The sequence below is a fragment of the Proteiniborus ethanoligenes genome, from assembly GCF_900107485.1.
GTDB classification, from domain to species: Bacteria; Bacillota; Clostridia; order Tissierellales; family Proteiniboraceae; genus Proteiniborus; species Proteiniborus ethanoligenes.
In genome coordinates, this window is the sequence record NZ_FNQE01000003.1 from 91,452 (window position 1) to 112,301 (window position 20,850).

The window sequence follows — 20,850 nt, forward strand, 5'->3', positions numbered from 1 at the left end:
GAAAGGAGTGTTTTTATATGGACAAAAGACTTTATCGTTCAAGAGATAACAGAATAATTAGTGGGGTTTGTGGTGGATTTGCAGATTATTTCCAGATGGATCCTGTTATTGTAAGGCTAATATGTGTATTGCTGTTTTTCGCAAAAGCTATTGGGGTTCTAGCATACCTATTATGCATGATTATTATTCCTGAAGCACCTTTAGGATATAGAAAAGAAGAGCATGGTGGAAATATAAATTCAGATTCAACCCAGTGGTATACACAAAATAATCAAAAGTCAGAAAAGGATTATGAAAGAAATAGAAGAATTTTTGGTCTTATTTTAATTGGATTAGGTGTTTTTGTCTTTGCAAGAAAGCTATTTGTTTGGTTTGACTATGTTAACTTTGGGGGCATTCTCCTAGTCCTTGTGGGATTATATATAATATTCAAGGGAAGAGGAGGAACAGGTAATGAAGAAAAGTAATATTACCTTGGGGATAGTTATAGTATTCATTGGAATATTTTTATTGCTTAACAATTTAAATCTAATTCAATGGTCCATAATTGATGTGGCACTTGATTTATGGCCTTTGGTTTTAGTAGCTGTTGGAGCATCTATAGTTTTTAATAGTGATAGAACTATAAAGACCATAATCTGGGTTTTGTTCTTCCTTATAATCATAGGCTATGGATTTTATCTACAGTATAAAGCCTCTGAGCTAAACTCTAATCTTAACAATAATATAGGTGTTGAATACACAATTGAAAGTAATATTAAATCATCAATCTTAAATCTAGATCTTGCTGCTGTTGACTTAAACCTTAATCCTTCAGAAAGCTTTTTGTTAGATGGATTTGTTGGTAGTCCAGATGTTAAGAAAAATGTTGAGTATTTTAACAATGGAGAAATTGCAAAGTTTACTTTTAAAGAAAATGTTACAAAAATGTTTTGGGGAAGAAGCTTTAACAATAAGAATAGCTACAAGGGTAATTTTTATCTTAATGATAAAATCTTCTGGGATATTAATGGCCATATTGGTGCCGTAAAAGGTAATATGGATTTAAGAAATCTAATGGTCAATAATATTGATATGGAATTTGGTGCTGGTGATTTAAAGCTGCTTTTAGGAACTAATGTCCCAAACTTAAATGTGGAAATTGAAGCAGGGGCAACAAATATTGATTTAGTTGTTCCAAAGGACTTAGGAGTAAGAGTGAAGCTTGAAGGCGGATTGAAGCACAGCAATCTTAAGGAATTAAATTGGAAGCTTATAAATGGCTGGTATGTTTCTCCTAACTATGAAGCTGCTTTATCTAAGGCAAGCATAAATATTGAAATAGGAGTAGGAAATTTAGATATAAAAGTTGAATAAAAAAAATTTCAGTATACTCTCTTCTTTAAAAATGCATTTTTAAGGAAAGAGAGTTTTTTTGTTGAAATAAAAGTATGAGAACATATTGCCCATGGATTACCTTTACTAAGAAGCTATTAAATGGTAAAATTATTTAAAAGAATATTCATTAGTCACCAACTACTTAACAGGAGGTCTCTATGGATACTAGAGCATTATATGAAAATATATATGATAAGCTAGTAAAAACTTTACTTCATGAAGGTTTTATAAATAGCTTTTCATTAAACAAAAAAAAGATTAGTGAGTACATATCAGATGAGTCATTTAAAAGCAAGGTCTACAGCTTAGCTCAAAAAAAGGATTTTAGCTGTTCTTCAGTACTTGACCTTTGTCAAGGCTTATTTGAACTAATAGATAATATTAACAAGCCCAATAACTGGCTAAATTATGCATACCAATATGCCCTTAATAAATCCTTTTCTAATGCTGTTGAGATAAGCTTTGAACCAATGTTTGAATCTCGGGTCAACCTTTATTTAAAGGTACTTCATGATATTTCTGAAATTGAAAAAACAATAGACACTGATACCTTTATAGGTACATATCCGCTTATTTTCCTACAATCTGAAGAAGAAAAAAGCTCCGTTAACTACTCCTCTGAGTACATGATATTTAAAAAAGCTTTCAATCAAAATTTTGTTTATGAAATGATGAAGCTACATCAAGAGCTGACTAATCATAATACTCTTGAGCATATTTGTGGTGTTCATTATTTAGCATTACATATAGGAAAACAGCTACAAAATAAGAAGCTTCCTATTGATCTTGAAAAGGTTTCAGGTGCTGCAGCTGGTCATGATATTGGGAAATATGGCTGCAGCAGAAAAGAGCTTGAAAAAGTTCCTTACCTGCACTATTACTATACTGACCAATGGTTTAAAAAATATGACATACATTATATAGGCCATATTGCTACATACCACTCTACTTGGGATCTAGAACTAGAAAACCTGCCTATAGAATCTCTAGTCCTAATATATTCTGACTTTAGAGTAAAAAACATGGAGCTTCCTAATGGTAATAGGAATATGCACATTTATTCCTTGAAGGATTCATTTGAAATAATATTAAATAAATTAGACAATGTAGATTTAGAAAAAGAAAATAGATATAAAAGAGTTTACGCAAAGCTAAAGGATTTTGAGGATTATATGATAAGCTTAGGAATAAATATAGACTTAGAAGAAATAATCATTTCGGAGCAAAAGAAAAAACATGTTTCATTAATGCAAGGTCAAGAAATAGTGGATAATATTAAATACAAAGCTATAAATCATAATATACACCTAATGAATATCTTTAGAAATGAAGCATCTTTAAATACTATTTTAGAAATGGTTGCTAGTGAAGGTGATTGGAAAAAACTTCGTGGATATATTAATATTTTTGAGGAGTATTCCACATTTTTAACACAAAAGCAAAAAATTATAACCTTAAATTTCCTTTATGATTTTTTAACCCATAAGGAGGAAGATGTAAGAAAGCAATGTGCTCAATTAATAGGAACCTTTATAGCTATTTTTGATGAGGTATATAGGAAGGAAGTACCCGATGATGTAGTATTGAGCCCACCAGGTATATCCAGCAGTGAGCTATTAAATAAATACATCAATTCATTCTTATTTCCTGATCATAAAATAATTGAAGCTCATCAGGAATGGATAGGGTTTAGCCTAGGAGATATGATTGCCTCACTATTTAAACATTGTAGCCTAGAGCAAGAAAAAAATTATATTTATGTGCTTTTAAACTACTACGAAAAAGTGCATGTATTTAACGAGGATACTGTTTTTTACTTAATTCAAACTATAAAACATATTCCCTTCAACAAACATAAGGACATAGAATTAGAAAAATTATTCAACTTTATATATAAAATACTCTTAATAGACAACCTAGACGTTGAGCTTTCTATTTTAGATTCTATATATTATTTAACCTATCAAATAGATAAAGGCAGTGAGTACTTTAACAAAATAATCCATATACTATCTCAGAAAACAGATTACTCCCAAGTGCCAGCAATCAACTATTTAAAATATAAAATATCCCAAAGCTTAAGTTTCCAAATTACAATAAAAGAAAAATTCAAAGGCTTTTTCTTAGCTGATTATGAAAAGTCACCAGATGTATTTCTTAAAAATCTTAAAACTGCAACAGGATGGATAACTAAAAAAATATCTGTAGATTTTCTTCTTGACCTTGCTCTAGAAGAAACAAAAAAAAATGGTCTTCATACAGCAATGCACTATTGCAATCTCATCAAGGTAAGTGCAACTGAAAATGTTAGGACTCATGCTGGTAAGGCTCTTCTACAGCTATTTCCTAGCTTATCCCTTGACGAACGAAATGATGTTAGTGTTGAGCTTTTACGTGCCCTTGAAATGCAAGGATTCCAGTTTACAAAATATATCCCTCCCTATTTAGGAAAAATGATGCTGTATTTACATCCTACAGAGCTAGATGAAATAATAGATGATTTTATTGAAAAAATTAGACAATCTAGTCCACAGATTACTTTTCTACTACTCAGAACTATTGGAAGTGCTGTTTCTAACTATCCTACATACAAGGAGAGATTTCTCGAGGAAGAAGAAAAGCGTATGGATAGATTGATGAAAATGCTTGGTATTCTTTTAAATGGTTTAGTTAACTACGACTATCAGATAAATCATGAAGCCTTCAGGGTAATAGGTAAGGAAATACTTGGTTCAGAAGACCTTAGCTTAAGAGAAAAGGGAGAAATATTCCATCTAATTTCAAAAAAAATCCTTACTTTACTAGATAAAATAGATGAAAATGAGCTTGTTTTCTTAAATAATTCTGCTGCCCTTAATCATATCTATAGATTTATATCTGATTATGTATTCTATTATGGAAAAATACAAGCTAAGGCTAATTACAATGTGGCATTTTTTCCAGGAACCTTTGATCCTTTTTCCTTGAGCCACAAAGAAATAGCAAAGGCGATAAGAGACTTAGGATTTGAGGTGTATTTGGCTGTTGATGAATTCTCCTGGTCTAAAAGAACTCAACCTAATCTATTGAGACGGGAAATAATAAATATGTCTATTGCTGATGAGCTTGGAATACATCTGTTCCCTGAGGATATACAGATAAATATAGTAAATGACCAAGATTTGAAAACCTTAAGAAGTTGTTTTCCTTATTCAAATGTTCATATGGTTGTAGGAAGTGACGTCATTTTAAATGCTTCTAGCTATAAAAAGGAAAAAACTATAGATTCAATCCATAGCTTTCCTCATATTATCTTTGATAGAAGAAGCTTTATTTCTACTGAGTATGATGATGCAAAGCTAGAGAAGGCTATAAAAAATATTCAAGCTGAAACTATAAGATTATCATTGCCACCACAATATGAGGAGATTAGCTCAACTCAAATCAGAACTTATATAGATGAAAACAGAGATATTTCTCAGTTGATAGATCCCCTTGCACAAAAATATATTTATGAATATGGAGTATATAGAAGAGAGCCCCAATATAAGACTTTATTTAAGGCTACTTCAAAAACTGTTGAAGTAATAAAAAACATTAATGATGACTTGCTTTTTAAACTATGTTCTCTCTTTTTTAAAGATGATGAAAGGGCCTTTGATAAAATATCAGGAATAAAATCTAAATCTGATTCACACATAATTTTGCTTAAGGATAATGAGAATGATGGGAAAATTCTGGGCTTTTCAATGTTTCATTGGATTAGATCTGGAACTCTATATAGTCAGTTCGAATCCCAGGAAATAGCTGAATACATTAGGACTAATACCCTAGGCAGAGTATTGTTGGTAGAAGGAATATATACTGACCCCCTATCTAATAATATCCATGACTTAAATCAAATATTGCTTACTGAAACCCTTGCTCTATGTATTTCAAAGGACTATACTTATACAGTTTATAGAAATCTAATAGATTATCCTGTGTATAAGCATATATATGAAACCTTAAGACTTCAAGGATTTCAGCCTTTACCCCTTTCCTGTGGAGATAATACTATATTTACAGTAAATATGGGCAATCCTTGTACTTTAAGCTTAGACATTGAAACAGTAATTAAGGAGCCTTTTAAAAGCAATCCTAATATAATTAAAGTCATTAAACTAGCTAGAAAAAAACTACAGCTTGCATTAACTAGTCTATATCCTGGAAATCTTATATTGTCATTTGATAGGGATATGATGCATAAAACCTTAATAGATAAAATTTGCGAAACTAATCATGTTCCAGTAGAGGTCATGGAGCCTAGGACTTTGGGAAGTCATGTATGCGTACCCTTTGGCTCCATATTAAAGGACTCTATAATTCCAAATACTGTGACTAAATCAATGCATATAGAAAAAATATTCCAGCCTGATTTAAAGTACTCTAATGTTGGCCCCTCTCAGTACTATATGAGTCTTAAAAATCAAATTAAGCTATTAGGCTCTTTTAATAAACCAGTAATCCTAGTAGATGATTTATTGCACAAAGGCTATAGAATAAGAGCAATAAGTCCCTATTTAGAAAAGGAAAAAATAAATGTAGAAGGGATAATAGTTGGTATTCTTTCTGGAAGAGGAAAGGAATTAATGGATATGCAAGGAAGAAAGGTTGATTTTGCTTATTTCATACCTAATTTGAGAGTATGGTTTAATGAAAGTGCAATGTATCCTTTTATTGGAGGAGATACAGTATGGAGGGGAGATTCGCCTCAAAGATATATGATGCCATCTATTAATTTTATTATGCCTTATATGTCTCCTACATTTATGAAAAATACAAGGGGCGATGCTATTATTAACTTGTCAGAAATATGTATATTAAATTCTATAGATGTATTAAATGCTATAGAAAGAGAATATCTTATTTCTAATGAAAGAAACTTTACTCTTAAACATCTAGGCGAAGTATTTACCTACCCTAGATGCCCTGATTTAGGCAAAAATATAGAGTATGACCTTAATCTTAAGCCTTCTGAATATTTGCAAAATGATTTAGAACGATTAGGAAGGATAAAGGATGTTGTTAGTTGTTGGTTAGAAAACAAGTATTAGATTAGCTACAACTATAATTCTGTTCAAAAATATTGGAGGGATGCATGTGTATTTTTATAAGGTAAATGAAAAAACATTGTTTTCTTTTAGAAAGTATAATGAGCTTTATGAAATACAAGAAAGAGAAGCTATAAATTCAGAAGGAATCCTCTATTTTCTTACAGAGCTAGAGTTAAAAGCATCTAGAAGGAGCTTCTCTGTTTCAGACCCTTCATTGTTATATTTAAAAAATGAAGACTTAAGCTTGCTAAAAACACCTGAAAAATTGGACTATGAAATTAATGATTGGATTCTTAAGAAAATCTACTCTAATAAGGTCATGGGAATTAATACAAACTATAGCTGGAGAAGCCTTTTAGACTACTCTCACCCAGCAAAGTGGAAAATAAACCTAGTAGGACTTGGTGATGTAGGAGGAATTCTATTAACGGGACTTAGGCTTTTAGGAAGTAGCTGTATATCCCAGATAGGTATATACTCAAGGTCTAAGGAGTCTACTACTAGATGGGAGCTAGAAGCAAACCAAATACTAGATGCCTTTAACGAAGAGGAATATCCCTTAGTCAAGGCCATACCTAAGGAGGAGCTGTTCAATTGTCATATGTTTGTATTTTGTGCTTCAAAAAATGTACCTCAGGTTGGAGAAGATGTAAAGGATGTTAGGCTTTATCAGTTTGAAAGCAACTCTAAAATCATAAGTGAATACGCCCATATGGCAAGAGAAAAAGGCTTTAAAGGAATATTTGCTGTAGTGTCAGACCCTGTTGATTTACTGTGTAAAGTTGCCCTTATAGAAAGCAATAAGGACTCTCAAGGCATAGTAGACTATAATGGACTTGCTCCAGAGCAAATAAGAGGCTATGGGCTTGGAGTAATGAATGGACGAGCTGCCTATTATGCTTCTAAAAATCCACTTACAGCATCATATGATGCTGAAGGACGAGCCTTTGGTCCACATGGTCAGGGCTTAATAATAGCTAATAGTATTGAAAATTATGATGAAAAGCTATCTGAATATCTAACTGAGAAAACCTTGGGAGCTAATCTAGAAGTTAGAGCTGTTGGATATAAGCCTTTTATAGCCCCTGCCCTATCCTCTGGTGCTCTTTCAATAATAGCAACCATAAAAGGTAACTGGCACTACAGTGCTACCTATATTGGTGGAGCTTATATGGGTGCTAAAAACAGATTAACCCCTTCTGGAACAGAGCTTGAAAGATTAAATCTCCCAGTTGAGCTAGAAAGAAAATTAGAGGAAACCTTTGAAAGGCTGGCTGATATTATATGATGGATCTATACCTAATAATACCTGAAAAGACCTCAGATGTATTATCTCAAATGATTGATGAGATTATAGAAGGCTGGAACCCAATATTTATTAGGGATGAAAAAAACCTTCCTAATCTACAAAACAAGAGAATAATTTTTGCTGTTGAGCTTAACGATGCAGGTATTAACTTAGGATTATATAGGATTCTTACAGAAATATTCAGAAGAGGAAAACAGGCCTTATATAGCTCCATAGGTGGAATCCTTATGCATAGTAATACTGAACTGTATACTAAAACAGTTGCAAGAGATATTATATTTTTAACTAATGAGCTTGGTCTTTCTTTCCTAGGAAGGCCCTTAGTAGAAGCAACTGGTTCTTTAAGTAATTTCTTAACTATGCAAAAGGTATCTAAAAAACCACTGATTGATGTCTGTTTAGATAGCTGTAGAGACTTAAGCATGAGACTTAAAGACCCTCATCTCTCAGCTGTTGAAAACCCTAAGATATTAGTGCTGCATGCAAGTAGTGAGCATACTTCTAATACCCTAATGCTATGGGATATGGTAAAGAAGCATTTAGGAAGTCATACTGTTAATGAGATACATATAGAAAATGGAACTGTACAAGATTGCATAGGATGTCCCTATAAAATATGTAAGCATTATGGACAACAGACTAGCTGCTTTTACGGTGGAATTATGGTGGAGGAAGTATATCCTGCAATACTTGATTCCGATGTTTTGATTTGGCTTTGTCCTAATTATAATGATGCTATTTCAGCAAATCTTTCAGCAGTAGTCAATCGTTTAACTGCTCTTTTCAGAAAAACAAAATTTTATAATAAAAGCTTTTTTAGTATTATAGTATCAGGAAACTCAGGCAGTGATTCTGTAGCAAAGCAGTTAATAGGCGCTTTAAATATAAATAAAACCTTTAGGCTTCCACCTTATTTTAGTCTAATGGCTACTGCAAATGATGCAGGCCATATAAATAAGGTTGAAAATATTCATGATTTAGCTAAAGAGTTTGCATTGAATGTAATAACAGAAACAGAAAAACGGCTAAGATAAAAAATAGCCGTTTTTGTTTATAGTAAATTTTATAACGCATCCTCATCAAGTTCTTCTCTTAAGCACATTAGTGCTTCCATAAAGGCAGGAAATCCAGCTGTAGGTGCTACTAGCATAAGAGAATGCTCTATTTCCTCTCTTGTACATCCACATTTTAATGCTTTTCTAATGTGAGTTCTTACAGAATAATGATGCTTGCATGCTGCAGATATTGCCACCTTTATTAACCAGCGAGATTTCTCATCAAGTGGCCCTCCATCATTATGTAATTTTTGCCCATAAGTTTCATATGCTTCGTATATGTGTCCGTATTTTTCTAAAAAATACTTAAAGTTCTTTTCTATTCTATCCATTCTAATACCTCCTTGGTTATTAATGCTTTGTTAATTATTATTACCCTTATGACAAAACATTAACCAAGCTAAATGAAAAGAATTTTATAATATCATATTATCTAATTCTCTACTAAATTTTTTAAGCTCATTTACATCTCCTATTTCCTGTAATATTAAAAATCTTTCTTGCACTCCTTCAAATTCCTTAATTCTTCCTGTAAAATATAGATTTTGTATTTTTCTTAGTATATCTACGATTAAAGAAGATTTCATCTGAAAAAGTTCTTGAGCATCTACAATATCATCCCTGATTTCAGACATTTCCTTATCTAAGAGAAAAGCTGCCTCTGCTGCATTTTTAAGACGTTCTTTTATATCCTTTGGAATATTTTTTGAGAATTTGTAGTTAAGAGAATGTTCAATAGTAGCCCAGAAATTCATAGCAAGTGTTCTTATCTGTATTTCAGCTAATATTTCCTTTTCTCCAAATACAGTATGAACCTTGTATTTAATTATTATGTGATAACTTCTATATCCGCTTTCCTTAATATTAGTTATATAGTCTCTTTCCTCAACTATTTTTATATCCTTGCCGTCCCTGTCTCTTATAAGCTGAACCACTTTTTCAATATCATCTACAAGCTGACACATAATACGGATACCTGCTATATCCTCAATTTCCTCTTCAATTCTATCCAGTGGAACATCTCTAAGTCTAGCCTTGTCAATAATGCTAGATATAGCCTTAACTCTTCCTGTTACAAATTCAATAGGCGAATATTCATCAAGTCTCCTATACTCATTTCTTATTGCCTTAAACTTTACCTTCAGCTCTTCTACAGCTTGTTCATATGGTATTAATATTTTCTCCCAATATAAAATCATATAATCCCCCCTGCCTTTATCCTATATTATTACAGCTAAATAAAAGCATATCTTAAAATCAGTTAAATTATTCAATCATTAATACAGCTTAAGGTCAAGATTATAGGATGGTATACTTGATGTTTCCCCAAAAATATTATACTACTTATTAGATAAATAAAGCAACTAGCTACCAATTCTCTTTTTAGCTTATCTAAATTTAATATTATTTTCCTCTAATGAATCTATTATAACTAGTGATTGTAGGTTAACACCTTTTTTTCTTAAAAGCTCTCCCCCATCTTGAAATCCTTTTTCAATTACTATACCTATTCCTTCTAGCTTTGCCCCTGCTTTATTTATAATATCCATTAGACCCAATGCAGCTTGGGCATTGGCTAGAAAATCATCTATTATTAGTATACGGTCTTCTGGGAGGATATATTTTTTTGAAACTCTTATCTTGTATGTTCTACCCTTTGTATAAGAATATACATCACTATCATATGTTTCTTTATCTAGGTTTTTAGTTTCTATTTTTTTTGCAAATACTACAGGTACATTGAAGTATTGAGCGGCTATGCTTGCTATAGCAATGCCTGAGGTTTCAAGAGTAAGTATTTTAGTGATATTGTTGTCATTAAATAATCTTTTAAATTCTTTTCCTACCTCATTTAAAAAAGCTATGTCTAGCTGATGATTTAAAAAGCTATCGACTTTTAAAATATGTCCCTCTTCTACTCCCGCTTCATCTAATATTTTTTTCTTTAGCAGCTCCATTTGATAACCTCCTATTATGAAGGGACATATCTACTAAGAACGTCCCTTAAATTAATATATATTATTCTTATAATATTTAATCTATATATTAACTCTTATTTAACATAATATCAAGAATTAACTTGTCTGTTTCACCCATTCCCTCTACACCAATATTGGCTAAGTTTATAATAGTATTTTCGATATCCCTGTCTATAATACCCTCCATATGAGAAACTTCTATGCCATCAATAGCTAATAATGCAGATTGTACAGCAGCACTTGCACCGGTGGATACCTTAAGAGCACATCCTATCTTAGCTCCATCACATATCATGCCTGAAATATTACCAACCATGTTTTTTATTGCATAGGAAATATTTTGTACATCTCCACCTAATATATATGTGATTCCACTGCTTGCACCACCTGCAGCAATTACACAGCCACATAAGGCAGAAAGCTTGCCTAGATGATGTTTAATATGGATTGCAACTAGATTACTTATGACTAGAGCCCTAATAAGCTTCTCTTCACTTACATTTAATCTCTCTCCCACTGCTACAACAGGTAGCATAACTGTTATACCTTGGTTTCCACTACCAGAGTTGCTCATAACAGGCATCATGCATCCTGCCATTCTTGCATCTGATGCTGCTGCAGTCAATGCCATAGCATGAGTCATGATATCATTAGATAAAATGCCTTTATGGATATTTTCAATTATTTTTTTACCTACCTGTAGACCATATTCTTTTGATAAGCCCTCTTCGGCTATTGCTTTATTAAGCCTCATACCTTCTAAAATAAATTTTACTTCTGATACATCTACACTTGTTGCAAAATCATATATTTTTTCTATGCTTAATTCTACTTCATTATCTTTTTTCTGTATAAGATTATCTAATTTTTCAGTATTGTTGCAGACTATATCCCCATTATGCTCTATGTACTCAATGTTAGAATGTTCTCTTCTAATAATTACCTTTGAGTACTCATCATCTTTTCTACAGATACATTCAATATATAGCTTTTCACATTTACTCTTTAAGCTTACTGATACTTTTTCAGACTTAACAAATTCTTTTGCTAATTTTATGTCTTTCTCTGATATATATTTTAGTACCTCTAAACCTTCCTCTGATCTACCTCCTATAGCACCTAAAGCTGCTGCTATACTAAGTCCTGTCATGTCTGTTCCTGGAATACCTACTCCCATTCCATTTTTTAAAATATTTCCACTTACTAGTATTTCAATCGTATCAGGAAAAGCATTTAATATCTCCTTTGCCTTTGCTGAAGCTAATGCAACTGCAATAGGCTCAGTGCACCCAAGAGCAGGAACTATTTCTCTTTTCAATAATTCTATAATTTTATCTTTCTCATAAAACTTCATATTATCATTCCTTTCAAACAATATGCCATAAACCTTTTGCTTTAATTTTATCATATTTACCTTAGAATAAAGAATCAATTACAAAAATATTATATTTTGCACAAATAGTATAATAGCTCATATGATAATATTAAATTATGGTCTAGGTTATTAATCTTCAATCATTCTAAAAATTTGTCAAATGATTATTATTCATGGATTTTAAATATATCATTTTATTTTCACGGGCTTTATGTGTATAATAGTATAAATAATAGTTCTATTCAATAGTGATAGAAGGTGTATTTTACTTATAGTGGAGGTGTTACTTTGAAAAAACTAAATGTTGCAGTAGTTGGTGCCACAGGAATGGTAGGAAGAACAATTATTAAAATGCTGGAGGAAAGAAGCTTTCCTATTAACAATTTATATCTTTATGCTTCTGCAAAATCAAAGGGTGCAACAGTTCAATTCAATAATTTGGAATATATTGTTGAAGAGCTAAATGATGCTTCCTTTGATAGGGACATAGATATTGCCCTATTTTCCGCAGGAGGAGATATAAGTAAAGACTATGCTCCCAAGGCAAAAGAAAAAGGTATAGTTGTAATAGATAATAGTAGTGCTTGGAGAATGGATAAGGATGTTCCTCTTATAGTGCCTGAGGTAAATCCACAGGATATAAAATGGCACAATGGTATAATATCTAATCCAAACTGCTCGACAATACAGGTAGTTGTGCCATTAAAGCCACTTCATGATGCTTTTAAGATAGAAAGAATTGTCTATTCAACTTATCAAGCTGTTTCAGGCTCAGGTGTAGGTGGCATTGCAGACTTAGAAAATGGAATAAATGGTATAGCTAACAAAAAATATCCTCATCCAATTGCGTACAATTGTATTCCACATATAGATACATTTATGGATAATGGATATACTAAAGAGGAGTTGAAAATGATTGAAGAAACAAAAAAAATTCTAAATGACCCTAGCCTTAAAATAACAGCTACTACGGTTAGGGTTCCAGTTAAGAATTGCCATAGTGTGTCTGTAAATCTCCAGTTTGAAAGAGCTTTCGAAATGCAAGAGATATATGAGGTTTTATATAAGAGTAATGGAGTCGTAGTTGAGGATAATACGGATAAGAACATATATCCTATGGCAATAACTGTAGACGGTCAAGACCAGGTATATGTAGGTAGGATTAGGAGAGACTTCAGTGTAGAAAATGGAATAAATCTATGGGTTGTGGCAGATAATGTTAGAAAAGGAGCTGCAACTAATGCAGTTCAAATAGCAGAACTAGTAGCAAAAAACTTATAAATACTTATGTAATAGTCTGAAATTCTAAAGTTCTACTATATAGGGCTGCTCAAAATGAGCAGTCCTATTATTATAATTTTATTTTTGGCTTAGTAGCATATGAATTGTAGGATTGATTAAAACTTTTTTAGCCACTTCATATACATCTTCCGCTTTAATATTATTTAAAGCCTCTAAGTCTTCAACAAATGCGTCTATTCTTTTATTCATAAGTCTTTGATGAAGAACATAATTGCCTAAGCCCTCAGAGTCCTCAAGAATAGAAGCTATACCTGTTTTCATTACTTTTTTCATTAAAGATATATTGCTCTCATTTATTAAAGCATGTTTGTTTACTATGCTTTCTATACAATAATCTATGGTTTTCTTAGCCTCAAATATATCTTCTTCAGATGTGGAAGAGTATATATACAATGTCTTAATATAATCAGTAATATCTATTTCAGAATATATGTCATAGGCAATGCCCCTTTCCTCTCTCAATGCTCTAAAAAGGATAGAATTTGGACTTTCACCTAGCTTATGGTTTAATATGTCTAAAGCAAGCTCTTCATCTCTAGTTAGATTATAAAAGGTGTAAAGATATACAATAGTGTTTTGCTCTATTTCCTTTTTATATGAAACTAATTCAACATTACGATTTTTTTCAACTATTATTTCTTTCTTCTTAAGTTCTTTACTTTCCCACTTTTCAAAAAACTCCCTTGTCTTTTCGAAAACCTCTTCGTGCTCCAATGATGATACTATACTTATTGCACTATTATTGGGGATATAGTATCTATTATAAAAAGCTATTATTTCATCCCTGGTAAAGCTTTTTACGAGGCTTTCTTTGCCTAATATATCGTATTTTAGAGGACTTTTTTCAAAGCCTGCTTTATTCACTTGGCTAAAGCTATATTGCTCTACATCATCATAGCCATTTCTAAATTCAGCTAGTATTACTCCTCTTTCCTTATCTATTTCCTCTGATGGAAAAGTTGAATTAACAATAATATCAGATAATATCTCCATAGATGCTTCAAGCTCATTAAAAAGAGCTGTTATAGAAAATACTGTGGAGGTATAGGTTGTGTAAGCATTGTATGAACCTGCTCTATTTTCTAGATCTTGATCTATATCTATGTTTGTCCTTGATTTAGTACCTTTAAAAAGCATATGCTCAATAAAATGACATAGTCCCTTTTCATTTTCCTCTTCATTAACAGGACCTATATCAACTCCTAAATGTATAGAACAAAGCTCTGTGTCTTTCTTTATAGTAATTATCTTAAGTCCGTTGTCTAAAACATACTCTTTCCAATCAAAAAACTGTCTTCCCATTAACAATACTCCTAACCTTAATATTAAAGGAATAATTTCTATCCCTAACTATGATATTATAAATGATTTATAGATAAAATGATAGTCTTTAATACTAAAATTTAAACTGGCTGTATTGAATACTTCATACAGCCAGTTTAAAAATTAAATAATAATTACATATTATTATTTATAAATTCCAGAACCTTCATTGCATGTCCACTTGCTTTTACTTTTCTAAATTCGCCTCTAATTATTCCCTCTTTATCGATTACGAAGGTTGACCTTTCCGTACCTATATACTCCCTTCCATAAAGCTTTTTAGGCTTTAACACATGATATAGCTCGTGTATTTTTAAATCTTCGTCACTAAGCAAAATAAAAGGCAATTCTAGCTTTTCACTAAATTTAATATGAGATTTAATACTGTCCTTGCTTATACCTAGTATTATTGTGTCTAGCTCCTCGAACTCAGAATGTAATTCTTTAAACTCTGAAGCCTCAGTAGTGCAGCCTGGTGTGTTGTCCCTAGGGTAAAAATAAAGCACCACATTTTTTTTCCCAACAAAATCAGATAATAAAATATCTTTTCCCATGTCTGATACAAGGCTAAAGCTTGGTGCCTTCTCTCCCGTCATAGAAGTGTTAATACTCATAAAATGGTCCCCCTTTTTAGTATCTATTTATAGGACCTAATACCCACAATTTATATCTCTAATCATCTTTTATCCTCTTTTCAAAATGCTGATAATCCTTTAAAGAGCTCCATTCTCCTCCCCAAGTCCATCCTCTAGTTATAAAGGCATTATAACAAACATCCCCTTTTATTATCATGCCTTGCCTTATATTATCTCTATCTAGATATTCCTTTCCTTCTTTGGGAAGTATAATCTCATCCTTTATATAAGGGTTTTGTACTGGATTTATATCAATGGCCACACCATAGCTATGGTTTGAAAACACTCCTTTTTTACCTGTTACCTCTCTTGAGCAAAACGCTGATGAGTTGTTGTCTGACATTGACAAATCATCGTCTGCACCATATTCATCAATTAGCCTAATCTTATCAATAGGGAATCTAGCCTCATAAAGCTCTTTAAATATTTCTATAACCTCCATGGCTAGTTTTTTGTGTACTATCAATTCTCCTACATGCTCTATATCATCAAAACCCCAATATGTAACACATATGTAGGATAGCTCATCTATATCCACAGGAGAATTCTCTTTGTAGGATAATCCAGATATTTTTTCTATAATGTCTTCTGTTAAGCTACTATACATAAAAACAGGTAATACATTTTCCTCATCAGCTTCATAATTATCACCTTTATTGATGACATTAGTATTCAATATGCTATTATCTTGTAGTATTATTTCCATATCTGATTTTTTCTTATTACCTTTATAAGCCTTGTTCAATACTAGTGACACCATTAGCAAAATTATTATTGCTAAGGCTAGAATCCTAATAATATCAATACTCCTTTTATTCTCCGCCATTAGTTACCCCCTTTAAAGCTTATTTACTATTAAGTTTCCTGATTCATATTTCTTTAAGCCTTTATAGAAAAACCAATATGCGAATATTATCCAAGCTGCTGTAAAAAATAAGAGCACTAAAAACCATTTAAAAGAAAAATATTGTAATAATCTGACAGGTACTAAGGATATAAAAGCTGCTGGGATAATAGTATATATAATATATTTTGCAACTCCCTTATATATTCCTTCTGGATATATACTAAATGTAATCATAAATTCAAGAACTAATCCACTAATTCCTTGTGAATTACCCATATAAAAAGTCAAGGAATTTACAAGTATCAAAACACTTGAAAAAATCAAAGCACCTGTAGTACAGAAAAATAGAAACAATAAAAAATCTGCTAAATTTACTCCATTAATGCCTATGAATAGGATAATACCGTATAATATATCTCCCCATGCAGAAACAACAGTACTAGATGAAATAATATTTATAAGAACATCTTTAGGCTGTAATAAGTATGGATCAAGCTCCCCATTAACTATCATGTGAGTTATTCTCCTTATGTTACCAAACAGGACAAAGCTAATTCCATAAGATACTGAAGATATAGCCCAAAGCATCATAACTTCCTTAAAGCCATAGCCTCCTATACTCTCTACATTTTCGAATAATATCCACCAGAAAAATATAAAGGAGGCATTATTTATAATCATACCAAAGGTTTGAATAATAAAGCTAGTTCTGTACTCCATAGATGCAGAAAGATTGAAGCAAAAATACTTAGCTATTAGATTTAAGGTTTTCTTAACCTCCGTTAACATTTAATGCCTTAACCCCCTTTCTGTAAATAAACATAGAAAGTAAAAAAAAGAATAATAAGTATCCAAGCTGAAAAAACAATGCTTTGGAAAAGCTAGAAAAAGAAAAATCAACTGCAAGCCTAGCAGGACTATAAGTTACATATGCAAAAGGAAGCTTTCTAGCTATTTTTTCTATCCATTCTGGGAACATTTCTAGGGGTATTAGCATACCACCCAATGTAAATACTAGCTTACTATAAATCCAATAAAAAGCACTGTTTTCTTCTACCCAAAAAGATGTTAAGGATAAAGATATATGGACGAAAAAATTTATCCCAATACCTAACAATAATGAAAGTATGACAAAAGGTAAATGAATTAGCTTAAATCCTGTTAAAGGGCCTACATAAAGAATACCTATGACTAATCCAATAGCTATATTAGTAATCAATTTAACTCCAATTTCTCCTAGAGAATTTGAAAAGCAATAAAGTATATAGTTATAAGGTTTGTTCAGCATATAAGCTATATTCCCATTTTTAACATCTGTAGAAACCTCATTAAATACATCTGAACGTGATAGAGTAACCATTTCTGTAACTATCAAATACCATATCATCTGGCTCAAGCTAAGCCCTGCAATAATATCTCCTTTTTGCCCATATATGTTTTCCCAAAGCATTAACATAATATAGATGATAAAGGCTAAGAAAAAATTTCGAGCTATAAAGTTTTCTACATATACAAGATTATTTGATAAACTTATTTTGCATATAAATAAATATTTATATAGTTTTTTCAAAATTATCACCACCTAAGCTCTTTTGCAGGTATATATGTGAAATTATTTCTTCTAAGGGTGGCTCAGATATGGTAATATCTGCAACTTTTCCTACTTTCATTAATTCGCCTATAACAGTATCAATATCATGAATAGAGCTATCCACCTTTACTTTAGCAGCGTATCCTCTATGCTTTATTACGTCTATTTTTTCACTTAATATCTCTACAGGCTCATTGTATTTAATATCTATAATCTTTTGATTCATATAATTATACTTTAAGTTTTTTACTGACTCATTTAGTACAATTTCACCATGGTTTACTATTAGTACTCTCTTACAAATTCGTTCTATATCTCCAGCATCATGAGAGGTTAAAAATATAGTAGTTTTATTTTCTTTATTTAATCTAATAATTAACTCACGTATTTTTTGCTTAACTACAACATCTAAGCCTATGGTTGGTTCATCTAGAAATATTACTTCAGGGTTATGTAAAAGAGAAGCTGCTATTTCACATCTAATCCTTTGTCCTAATGATAGCTTTCGCACAGGTATTTCAAGAAGCTCTTCTATTTCAAACAATTCAGTCAAATACATAATTCGTTGCTTAAGCTGAGAGTTTGAAATTTCATATATTCTACCTAGAAGCTGAAAGCTGTCTATAGGTGGTAGATGAAACCATAGCTGCGATTTCTGTCCAAATACCGTCCCTATTTTGTAGGCTAACATTTTTCTTTGAACTGACGGGTTAAGTCCAAGAACACTGATTTCTCCAGAAGAAGGATATAAAATTCCTGTAAGCATTTTTATCGTTGTAGATTTCCCTGCTCCATTTGGTCCAATGAATGCTAATACTTCTCCCTTTTCAACATTAAAGGAAACATTGTTGACAGCTTGAATCTCTCTGTATTCAGGATTTAATACTGCCTTCATACTACCTCTCAATCCTGCCTTCTTAGTTTTAACACGAAAAGTCTTTTGTAAATCTCTAACCTGTATAATGCTCATATTTACCCCCCTCAAATTATATAATTAAAGCCCGGAAGAAGAGTCAATGAGACTCCTCCTCCAGGCTTTTCTCCTAGAAGTGTAGATAATAATCATCCTGTATCGCTTGGACCAAGCACTTTAAATTAAAGCCGGAACCCTAGATACACTCTCAAATATTACCATATAATTTACCATCTAATTCCTTAAATGTCAAGTACAATATTATTTTTATTATAACTTTAGTATTCGTGGTAATTTTCACCATAGGTTGACATAATATCTTGGGGCTTATATAATATGAACTATGTTAAAACACATATTTGCTGAATCCTAGTTTTTCTAGGTACGGAGGAACCAACTAAGGGGTTAATCTATGGATGTCATAGTAGGGAGCCTTCTGTCCCGAACCCGTCAGCTAACTTCGGAAGCAAAAAAGAAGGGGTGTTTTCATATGAAAATGCATCAGAAGAGGTTTATCACTTCATTATTTCTTTTAACATTATTAATCTTACTGAACATAACTAGTGTCTATGCTGCTGGAAGTAATACAGGCTCTTATGTAACATTAAAACTTGGTAGTAGAGGTTCTGAGGTTTCAAGGCTACAGCAAGCTTTAAATAACAAAGGCTTCTGGGCAGGAAATGTTGATGGTATTTTTGGACCAAGAACTGAAAAAGCAGTAATTTCATTTCAAAAAGCTAACAGGATAACTATTGATGGAATAGCTGGTAAGCAGACTCAATCATTATTATATGGTTCATCTAGCTCAGTATCTCGTGGGACAAGTATAGGTAGAAGCTCAAGCTCATCAGATGACCTATATTGGCTTTCAAGGATAATACATGCAGAAGCTGGAGCTGAACCCTATAAGGGAAAAGTAGCAGTTGGAAGCGTTGTATTAAATAGAGTAGCTTCCAGTGCTTTTCCAAACACAGTAAAAGGTGTAATCTTTGAATACTACAAAGGCATACCTCAATTTAGTCCTGTAGCAGATGGAACTATATACAATACTCCATCAGCAGAAAGTGTACAAGCAGCTAAAGATTCTCTAAATGGTGTAAAGCCAGTTGGAAATTCAACTTATTTTTTCAATCCTGATAAAGCAGAAGGTAAATGGATTGTAAATAACAAAACATATGTAGCACGTATAGGTGATCACGTGTTTTACAAATAGTAAGATTAATAGCGCAACATATCCTTATGGAAAAATCATAAAAACCTTGGCCCGTTTTATCTAACCAAGGTTTTTATCTTTGCTTGCTATTTTTCTCAATAATTTATTTCTAGTAATACTGGACAATGGTCGCTACCCATTATCTCTGAATGAATTTCTGCACCCTTTAGCTTTTCCTTTAGCTTTTCAGATACAACAAAATAGTCAATTCTCCAGCCTACATTCCTTTCTCTAGCTCGTCCCATGTAGGACCACCAAGTATATGCATCCTCTAGGTCTGGATAAAAATATCTAAAGCTATCTATAAAGCCATTATCTAAAAGCACTGTCATTTTTTCTCTCTCTTCATCTGTAAAGCCTGCATTTTTTCTATTAGTACTAGGGTTTTTTAAGTCTATTTCTTTATGTGCTACATTTAAATCTCCACATAAGATTACAGGTTTTTTTGAGTCTAGTTCTTTAAGATAGCTTCTAAAGTCATCCTCCCAATTCATTCTATAATCCAGTCTTGCCAGCTCTCTTTGAGAGTTTGGAGTGTATACATTGACTAAAAAGAATTCTTCAAATTCTAAGGTTATTACTCTTCCCTCTTGATCATGCTCTTCAATTTCTATTCCATATTTTACAGATAAGGGTTTTTTCTTTGTAAATATAGCCGTACCTGAATAGCCTTTTTTTACTGCATAATTCCAGTACTGGTAATATCCTTCTAAATCTAATTCTATTTGGCCTTCCTGTAGCTTAGTTTCTTGAATACAAAACATATCTGCATTTATTTCATTAAAGTATTCTAAAAAACCTTTTTTAACACATGCCCTAAGCCCATTAACATTCCAAGAAATAAGTTTCATTCTTT

18 protein-coding genes and 1 riboswitch are annotated in these 20,850 nt (G+C 32.0%); of the genes, 7 read left to right on the forward strand and 11 right to left on the reverse strand.

What is annotated here, in order from left to right; translation table 11 throughout:
- Positions 1-17 precede the first annotated feature (17 nt).
- The 5 genes from BLV37_RS02425 to BLV37_RS02445 all read left to right on the forward strand — a co-directional run bounded on the left by BLV37_RS02425 (position 18) and on the right by BLV37_RS02445 (position 8,795).
- Positions 18-467 carry a PspC domain-containing protein gene (locus BLV37_RS02425; RefSeq protein ID WP_091726747.1) on the forward strand — a complete coding sequence of 150 codons (450 nt, stop codon included), beginning with the start codon at positions 18-20 and terminating at the stop codon, positions 465-467.
- Positions 454-1,356: a LiaI-LiaF-like domain-containing protein gene (locus tag BLV37_RS02430; protein ID WP_091726749.1), complete on the forward strand. Its 903-nt coding sequence runs from the start codon at positions 454-456 to the stop codon at positions 1,354-1,356. The genes BLV37_RS02425 and BLV37_RS02430 overlap by 14 nt, the downstream gene beginning before the upstream one ends.
- Positions 1,357-1,535: 179 nt before the next feature.
- Positions 1,536-6,452 carry a cytidyltransferase gene (locus BLV37_RS02435; protein WP_091726752.1) on the forward strand — a complete coding sequence of 1,639 codons (4,917 nt, stop codon included), beginning with the start codon at positions 1,536-1,538 and terminating at the stop codon, positions 6,450-6,452.
- Between the two features lie 31 nt (positions 6,453-6,483).
- Positions 6,484-7,740, forward strand: coding sequence for a Rossmann-fold NAD(P)-binding domain-containing protein (locus BLV37_RS02440; RefSeq protein WP_091726755.1), 1,257 nt, complete (start codon positions 6,484-6,486; stop codon positions 7,738-7,740).
- Positions 7,737-8,795: a flavodoxin family protein gene (locus tag BLV37_RS02445; RefSeq protein WP_091726757.1), complete on the forward strand. Its 1,059-nt coding sequence runs from the start codon at positions 7,737-7,739 to the stop codon at positions 8,793-8,795. The genes BLV37_RS02440 and BLV37_RS02445 overlap by 4 nt, the downstream gene beginning before the upstream one ends.
- Positions 8,796-8,824: 29 nt before the next feature.
- Here the strand turns inward: BLV37_RS02445 and BLV37_RS02450 are convergent, their stop codons facing one another.
- The 4 genes from BLV37_RS02450 to BLV37_RS02465 form a co-directional block, all read right to left on the reverse strand.
- Complete coding sequence (locus tag BLV37_RS02450; protein WP_091726759.1) at positions 8,825-9,148, reverse strand: carboxymuconolactone decarboxylase family protein; 324 nt, start codon at positions 9,146-9,148, stop codon at positions 8,825-8,827.
- Between the two features lie 84 nt (positions 9,149-9,232).
- A complete protein-coding gene (yjbM, locus tag BLV37_RS02455; protein ID WP_091726761.1) occupies positions 9,233-10,015 on the reverse strand; it encodes a GTP diphosphokinase in 783 nt (260 codons plus the stop codon).
- Between the two features lie 189 nt (positions 10,016-10,204).
- The gene (locus tag BLV37_RS02460) at positions 10,205-10,774 is read right to left on the reverse strand and encodes a xanthine phosphoribosyltransferase (protein ID WP_091726764.1); all 570 of its coding nucleotides are present in this window, start codon (positions 10,772-10,774) and stop codon (positions 10,205-10,207) included.
- Positions 10,775-10,862: 88 nt separating this feature from the next.
- Positions 10,863-12,149, reverse strand: a complete 1,287-nt coding sequence (locus BLV37_RS02465) for an L-cysteine desulfidase family protein (protein ID WP_091726766.1) — start codon at positions 12,147-12,149, stop codon at positions 10,863-10,865.
- Between the two features lie 309 nt (positions 12,150-12,458).
- Between BLV37_RS02465 and BLV37_RS02470 the strand changes: the two genes are divergently transcribed.
- On the forward strand, positions 12,459-13,451 hold the full coding sequence (locus BLV37_RS02470; RefSeq protein ID WP_091726769.1) for an aspartate-semialdehyde dehydrogenase: 993 nt from the start codon (positions 12,459-12,461) through the stop codon (positions 13,449-13,451).
- Positions 13,452-13,529: 78 nt separating this feature from the next.
- Here BLV37_RS02470 and BLV37_RS02475 read toward each other — a convergent pair whose 3' ends face one another.
- The 6 genes from BLV37_RS02475 to BLV37_RS02500 all read right to left on the reverse strand — a co-directional run bounded on the left by BLV37_RS02475 (position 13,530) and on the right by BLV37_RS02500 (position 18,838).
- A complete protein-coding gene (locus tag BLV37_RS02475) occupies positions 13,530-14,774 on the reverse strand; it encodes a M16 family metallopeptidase (protein ID WP_091726772.1) in 1,245 nt (414 codons plus the stop codon).
- 155 nt (positions 14,775-14,929) lie between these two features.
- The gene (locus BLV37_RS02480; RefSeq protein WP_091726775.1) at positions 14,930-15,409 is read right to left on the reverse strand and encodes a peroxiredoxin; all 480 of its coding nucleotides are present in this window, start codon (positions 15,407-15,409) and stop codon (positions 14,930-14,932) included.
- A 58-nt stretch (positions 15,410-15,467) separates the two neighbouring features.
- Entirely contained in the window at positions 15,468-16,256 is a 789-nt protein-coding gene (locus BLV37_RS02485; protein WP_244270452.1) for a M15 family metallopeptidase, read from the reverse strand.
- A gap of 12 nt (positions 16,257-16,268) precedes the next feature.
- Positions 16,269-17,066 carry an ABC transporter permease gene (locus tag BLV37_RS02490; protein ID WP_091726778.1) on the reverse strand — a complete coding sequence of 266 codons (798 nt, stop codon included), beginning with the start codon at positions 17,064-17,066 and terminating at the stop codon, positions 16,269-16,271.
- Positions 17,050-17,847 carry an ABC transporter permease gene (locus BLV37_RS02495; protein WP_091726781.1) on the reverse strand — a complete coding sequence of 266 codons (798 nt, stop codon included), beginning with the start codon at positions 17,845-17,847 and terminating at the stop codon, positions 17,050-17,052. Before BLV37_RS02495 ends, BLV37_RS02490 begins: the two co-directional genes overlap by 17 nt.
- The gene (locus BLV37_RS02500; protein ID WP_091726785.1) at positions 17,831-18,838 is read right to left on the reverse strand and encodes an ABC transporter ATP-binding protein; all 1,008 of its coding nucleotides are present in this window, start codon (positions 18,836-18,838) and stop codon (positions 17,831-17,833) included. Before BLV37_RS02500 ends, BLV37_RS02495 begins: the two co-directional genes overlap by 17 nt.
- Positions 18,839-19,131: 293 nt before the next feature.
- Positions 19,132-19,265: riboswitch (cyclic di-AMP (ydaO/yuaA leader) on the forward strand.
- Between the two features lie 6 nt (positions 19,266-19,271).
- Between BLV37_RS02500 and BLV37_RS02505 the strand changes: the two genes are divergently transcribed.
- A complete protein-coding gene (locus BLV37_RS02505) occupies positions 19,272-19,994 on the forward strand; it encodes a cell wall hydrolase (protein WP_208975183.1) in 723 nt (240 codons plus the stop codon).
- Between the two features lie 95 nt (positions 19,995-20,089).
- Here BLV37_RS02505 and BLV37_RS02510 read toward each other — a convergent pair whose 3' ends face one another.
- Positions 20,090-20,845 carry an exodeoxyribonuclease III gene (locus BLV37_RS02510; RefSeq protein ID WP_091726787.1) on the reverse strand — a complete coding sequence of 252 codons (756 nt, stop codon included), beginning with the start codon at positions 20,843-20,845 and terminating at the stop codon, positions 20,090-20,092.
- Between the last annotated feature and the right edge of the window lie 5 nt (positions 20,846-20,850).

What these genes read in the sequence shown, in the direction of transcription:
- BLV37_RS02465 (WP_091726766.1), bottom strand. Translation starts at nt 12,149, where the DNA reads ATGAAGTTTTATGAGAAAGATAAAATTATAGAATTATTGAAAAGAGAA.
- BLV37_RS02475 (WP_091726772.1), bottom strand. Translation starts at nt 14,774, where the DNA reads ATGGGAAGACAGTTTTTTGATTGGAAAGAGTATGTTTTAGACAACGGA.
- BLV37_RS02500 (WP_091726785.1), bottom strand. Translation starts at nt 18,838, where the DNA reads ATGAGCATTATACAGGTTAGAGATTTACAAAAGACTTTTCGTGTTAAA.
- yjbM (WP_091726761.1), bottom strand. Translation starts at nt 10,015, where the DNA reads ATGATTTTATATTGGGAGAAAATATTAATACCATATGAACAAGCTGTA.
- BLV37_RS02510 (WP_091726787.1), bottom strand. Translation starts at nt 20,845, where the DNA reads ATGAAACTTATTTCTTGGAATGTTAATGGGCTTAGGGCATGTGTTAAA.
- BLV37_RS02435 (WP_091726752.1), top strand. Translation starts at nt 1,536, where the DNA reads ATGGATACTAGAGCATTATATGAAAATATATATGATAAGCTAGTAAAA.
- BLV37_RS02425 (WP_091726747.1), top strand. Translation starts at nt 18, where the DNA reads ATGGACAAAAGACTTTATCGTTCAAGAGATAACAGAATAATTAGTGGG.
- BLV37_RS02480 (WP_091726775.1), bottom strand. Translation starts at nt 15,409, where the DNA reads ATGAGTATTAACACTTCTATGACGGGAGAGAAGGCACCAAGCTTTAGC.
- BLV37_RS02485 (WP_244270452.1), bottom strand. Translation starts at nt 16,256, where the DNA reads ATGGCGGAGAATAAAAGGAGTATTGATATTATTAGGATTCTAGCCTTA.
- BLV37_RS02445 (WP_091726757.1), top strand. Translation starts at nt 7,737, where the DNA reads ATGATGGATCTATACCTAATAATACCTGAAAAGACCTCAGATGTATTA.
- BLV37_RS02460 (WP_091726764.1), bottom strand. Translation starts at nt 10,774, where the DNA reads ATGGAGCTGCTAAAGAAAAAAATATTAGATGAAGCGGGAGTAGAAGAG.
- BLV37_RS02450 (WP_091726759.1), bottom strand. Translation starts at nt 9,148, where the DNA reads ATGGATAGAATAGAAAAGAACTTTAAGTATTTTTTAGAAAAATACGGA.
- BLV37_RS02505 (WP_208975183.1), top strand. Translation starts at nt 19,272, where the DNA reads ATGAAAATGCATCAGAAGAGGTTTATCACTTCATTATTTCTTTTAACA.
- BLV37_RS02490 (WP_091726778.1), bottom strand. Translation starts at nt 17,066, where the DNA reads ATGTTAACGGAGGTTAAGAAAACCTTAAATCTAATAGCTAAGTATTTT.
- BLV37_RS02430 (WP_091726749.1), top strand. Translation starts at nt 454, where the DNA reads ATGAAGAAAAGTAATATTACCTTGGGGATAGTTATAGTATTCATTGGA.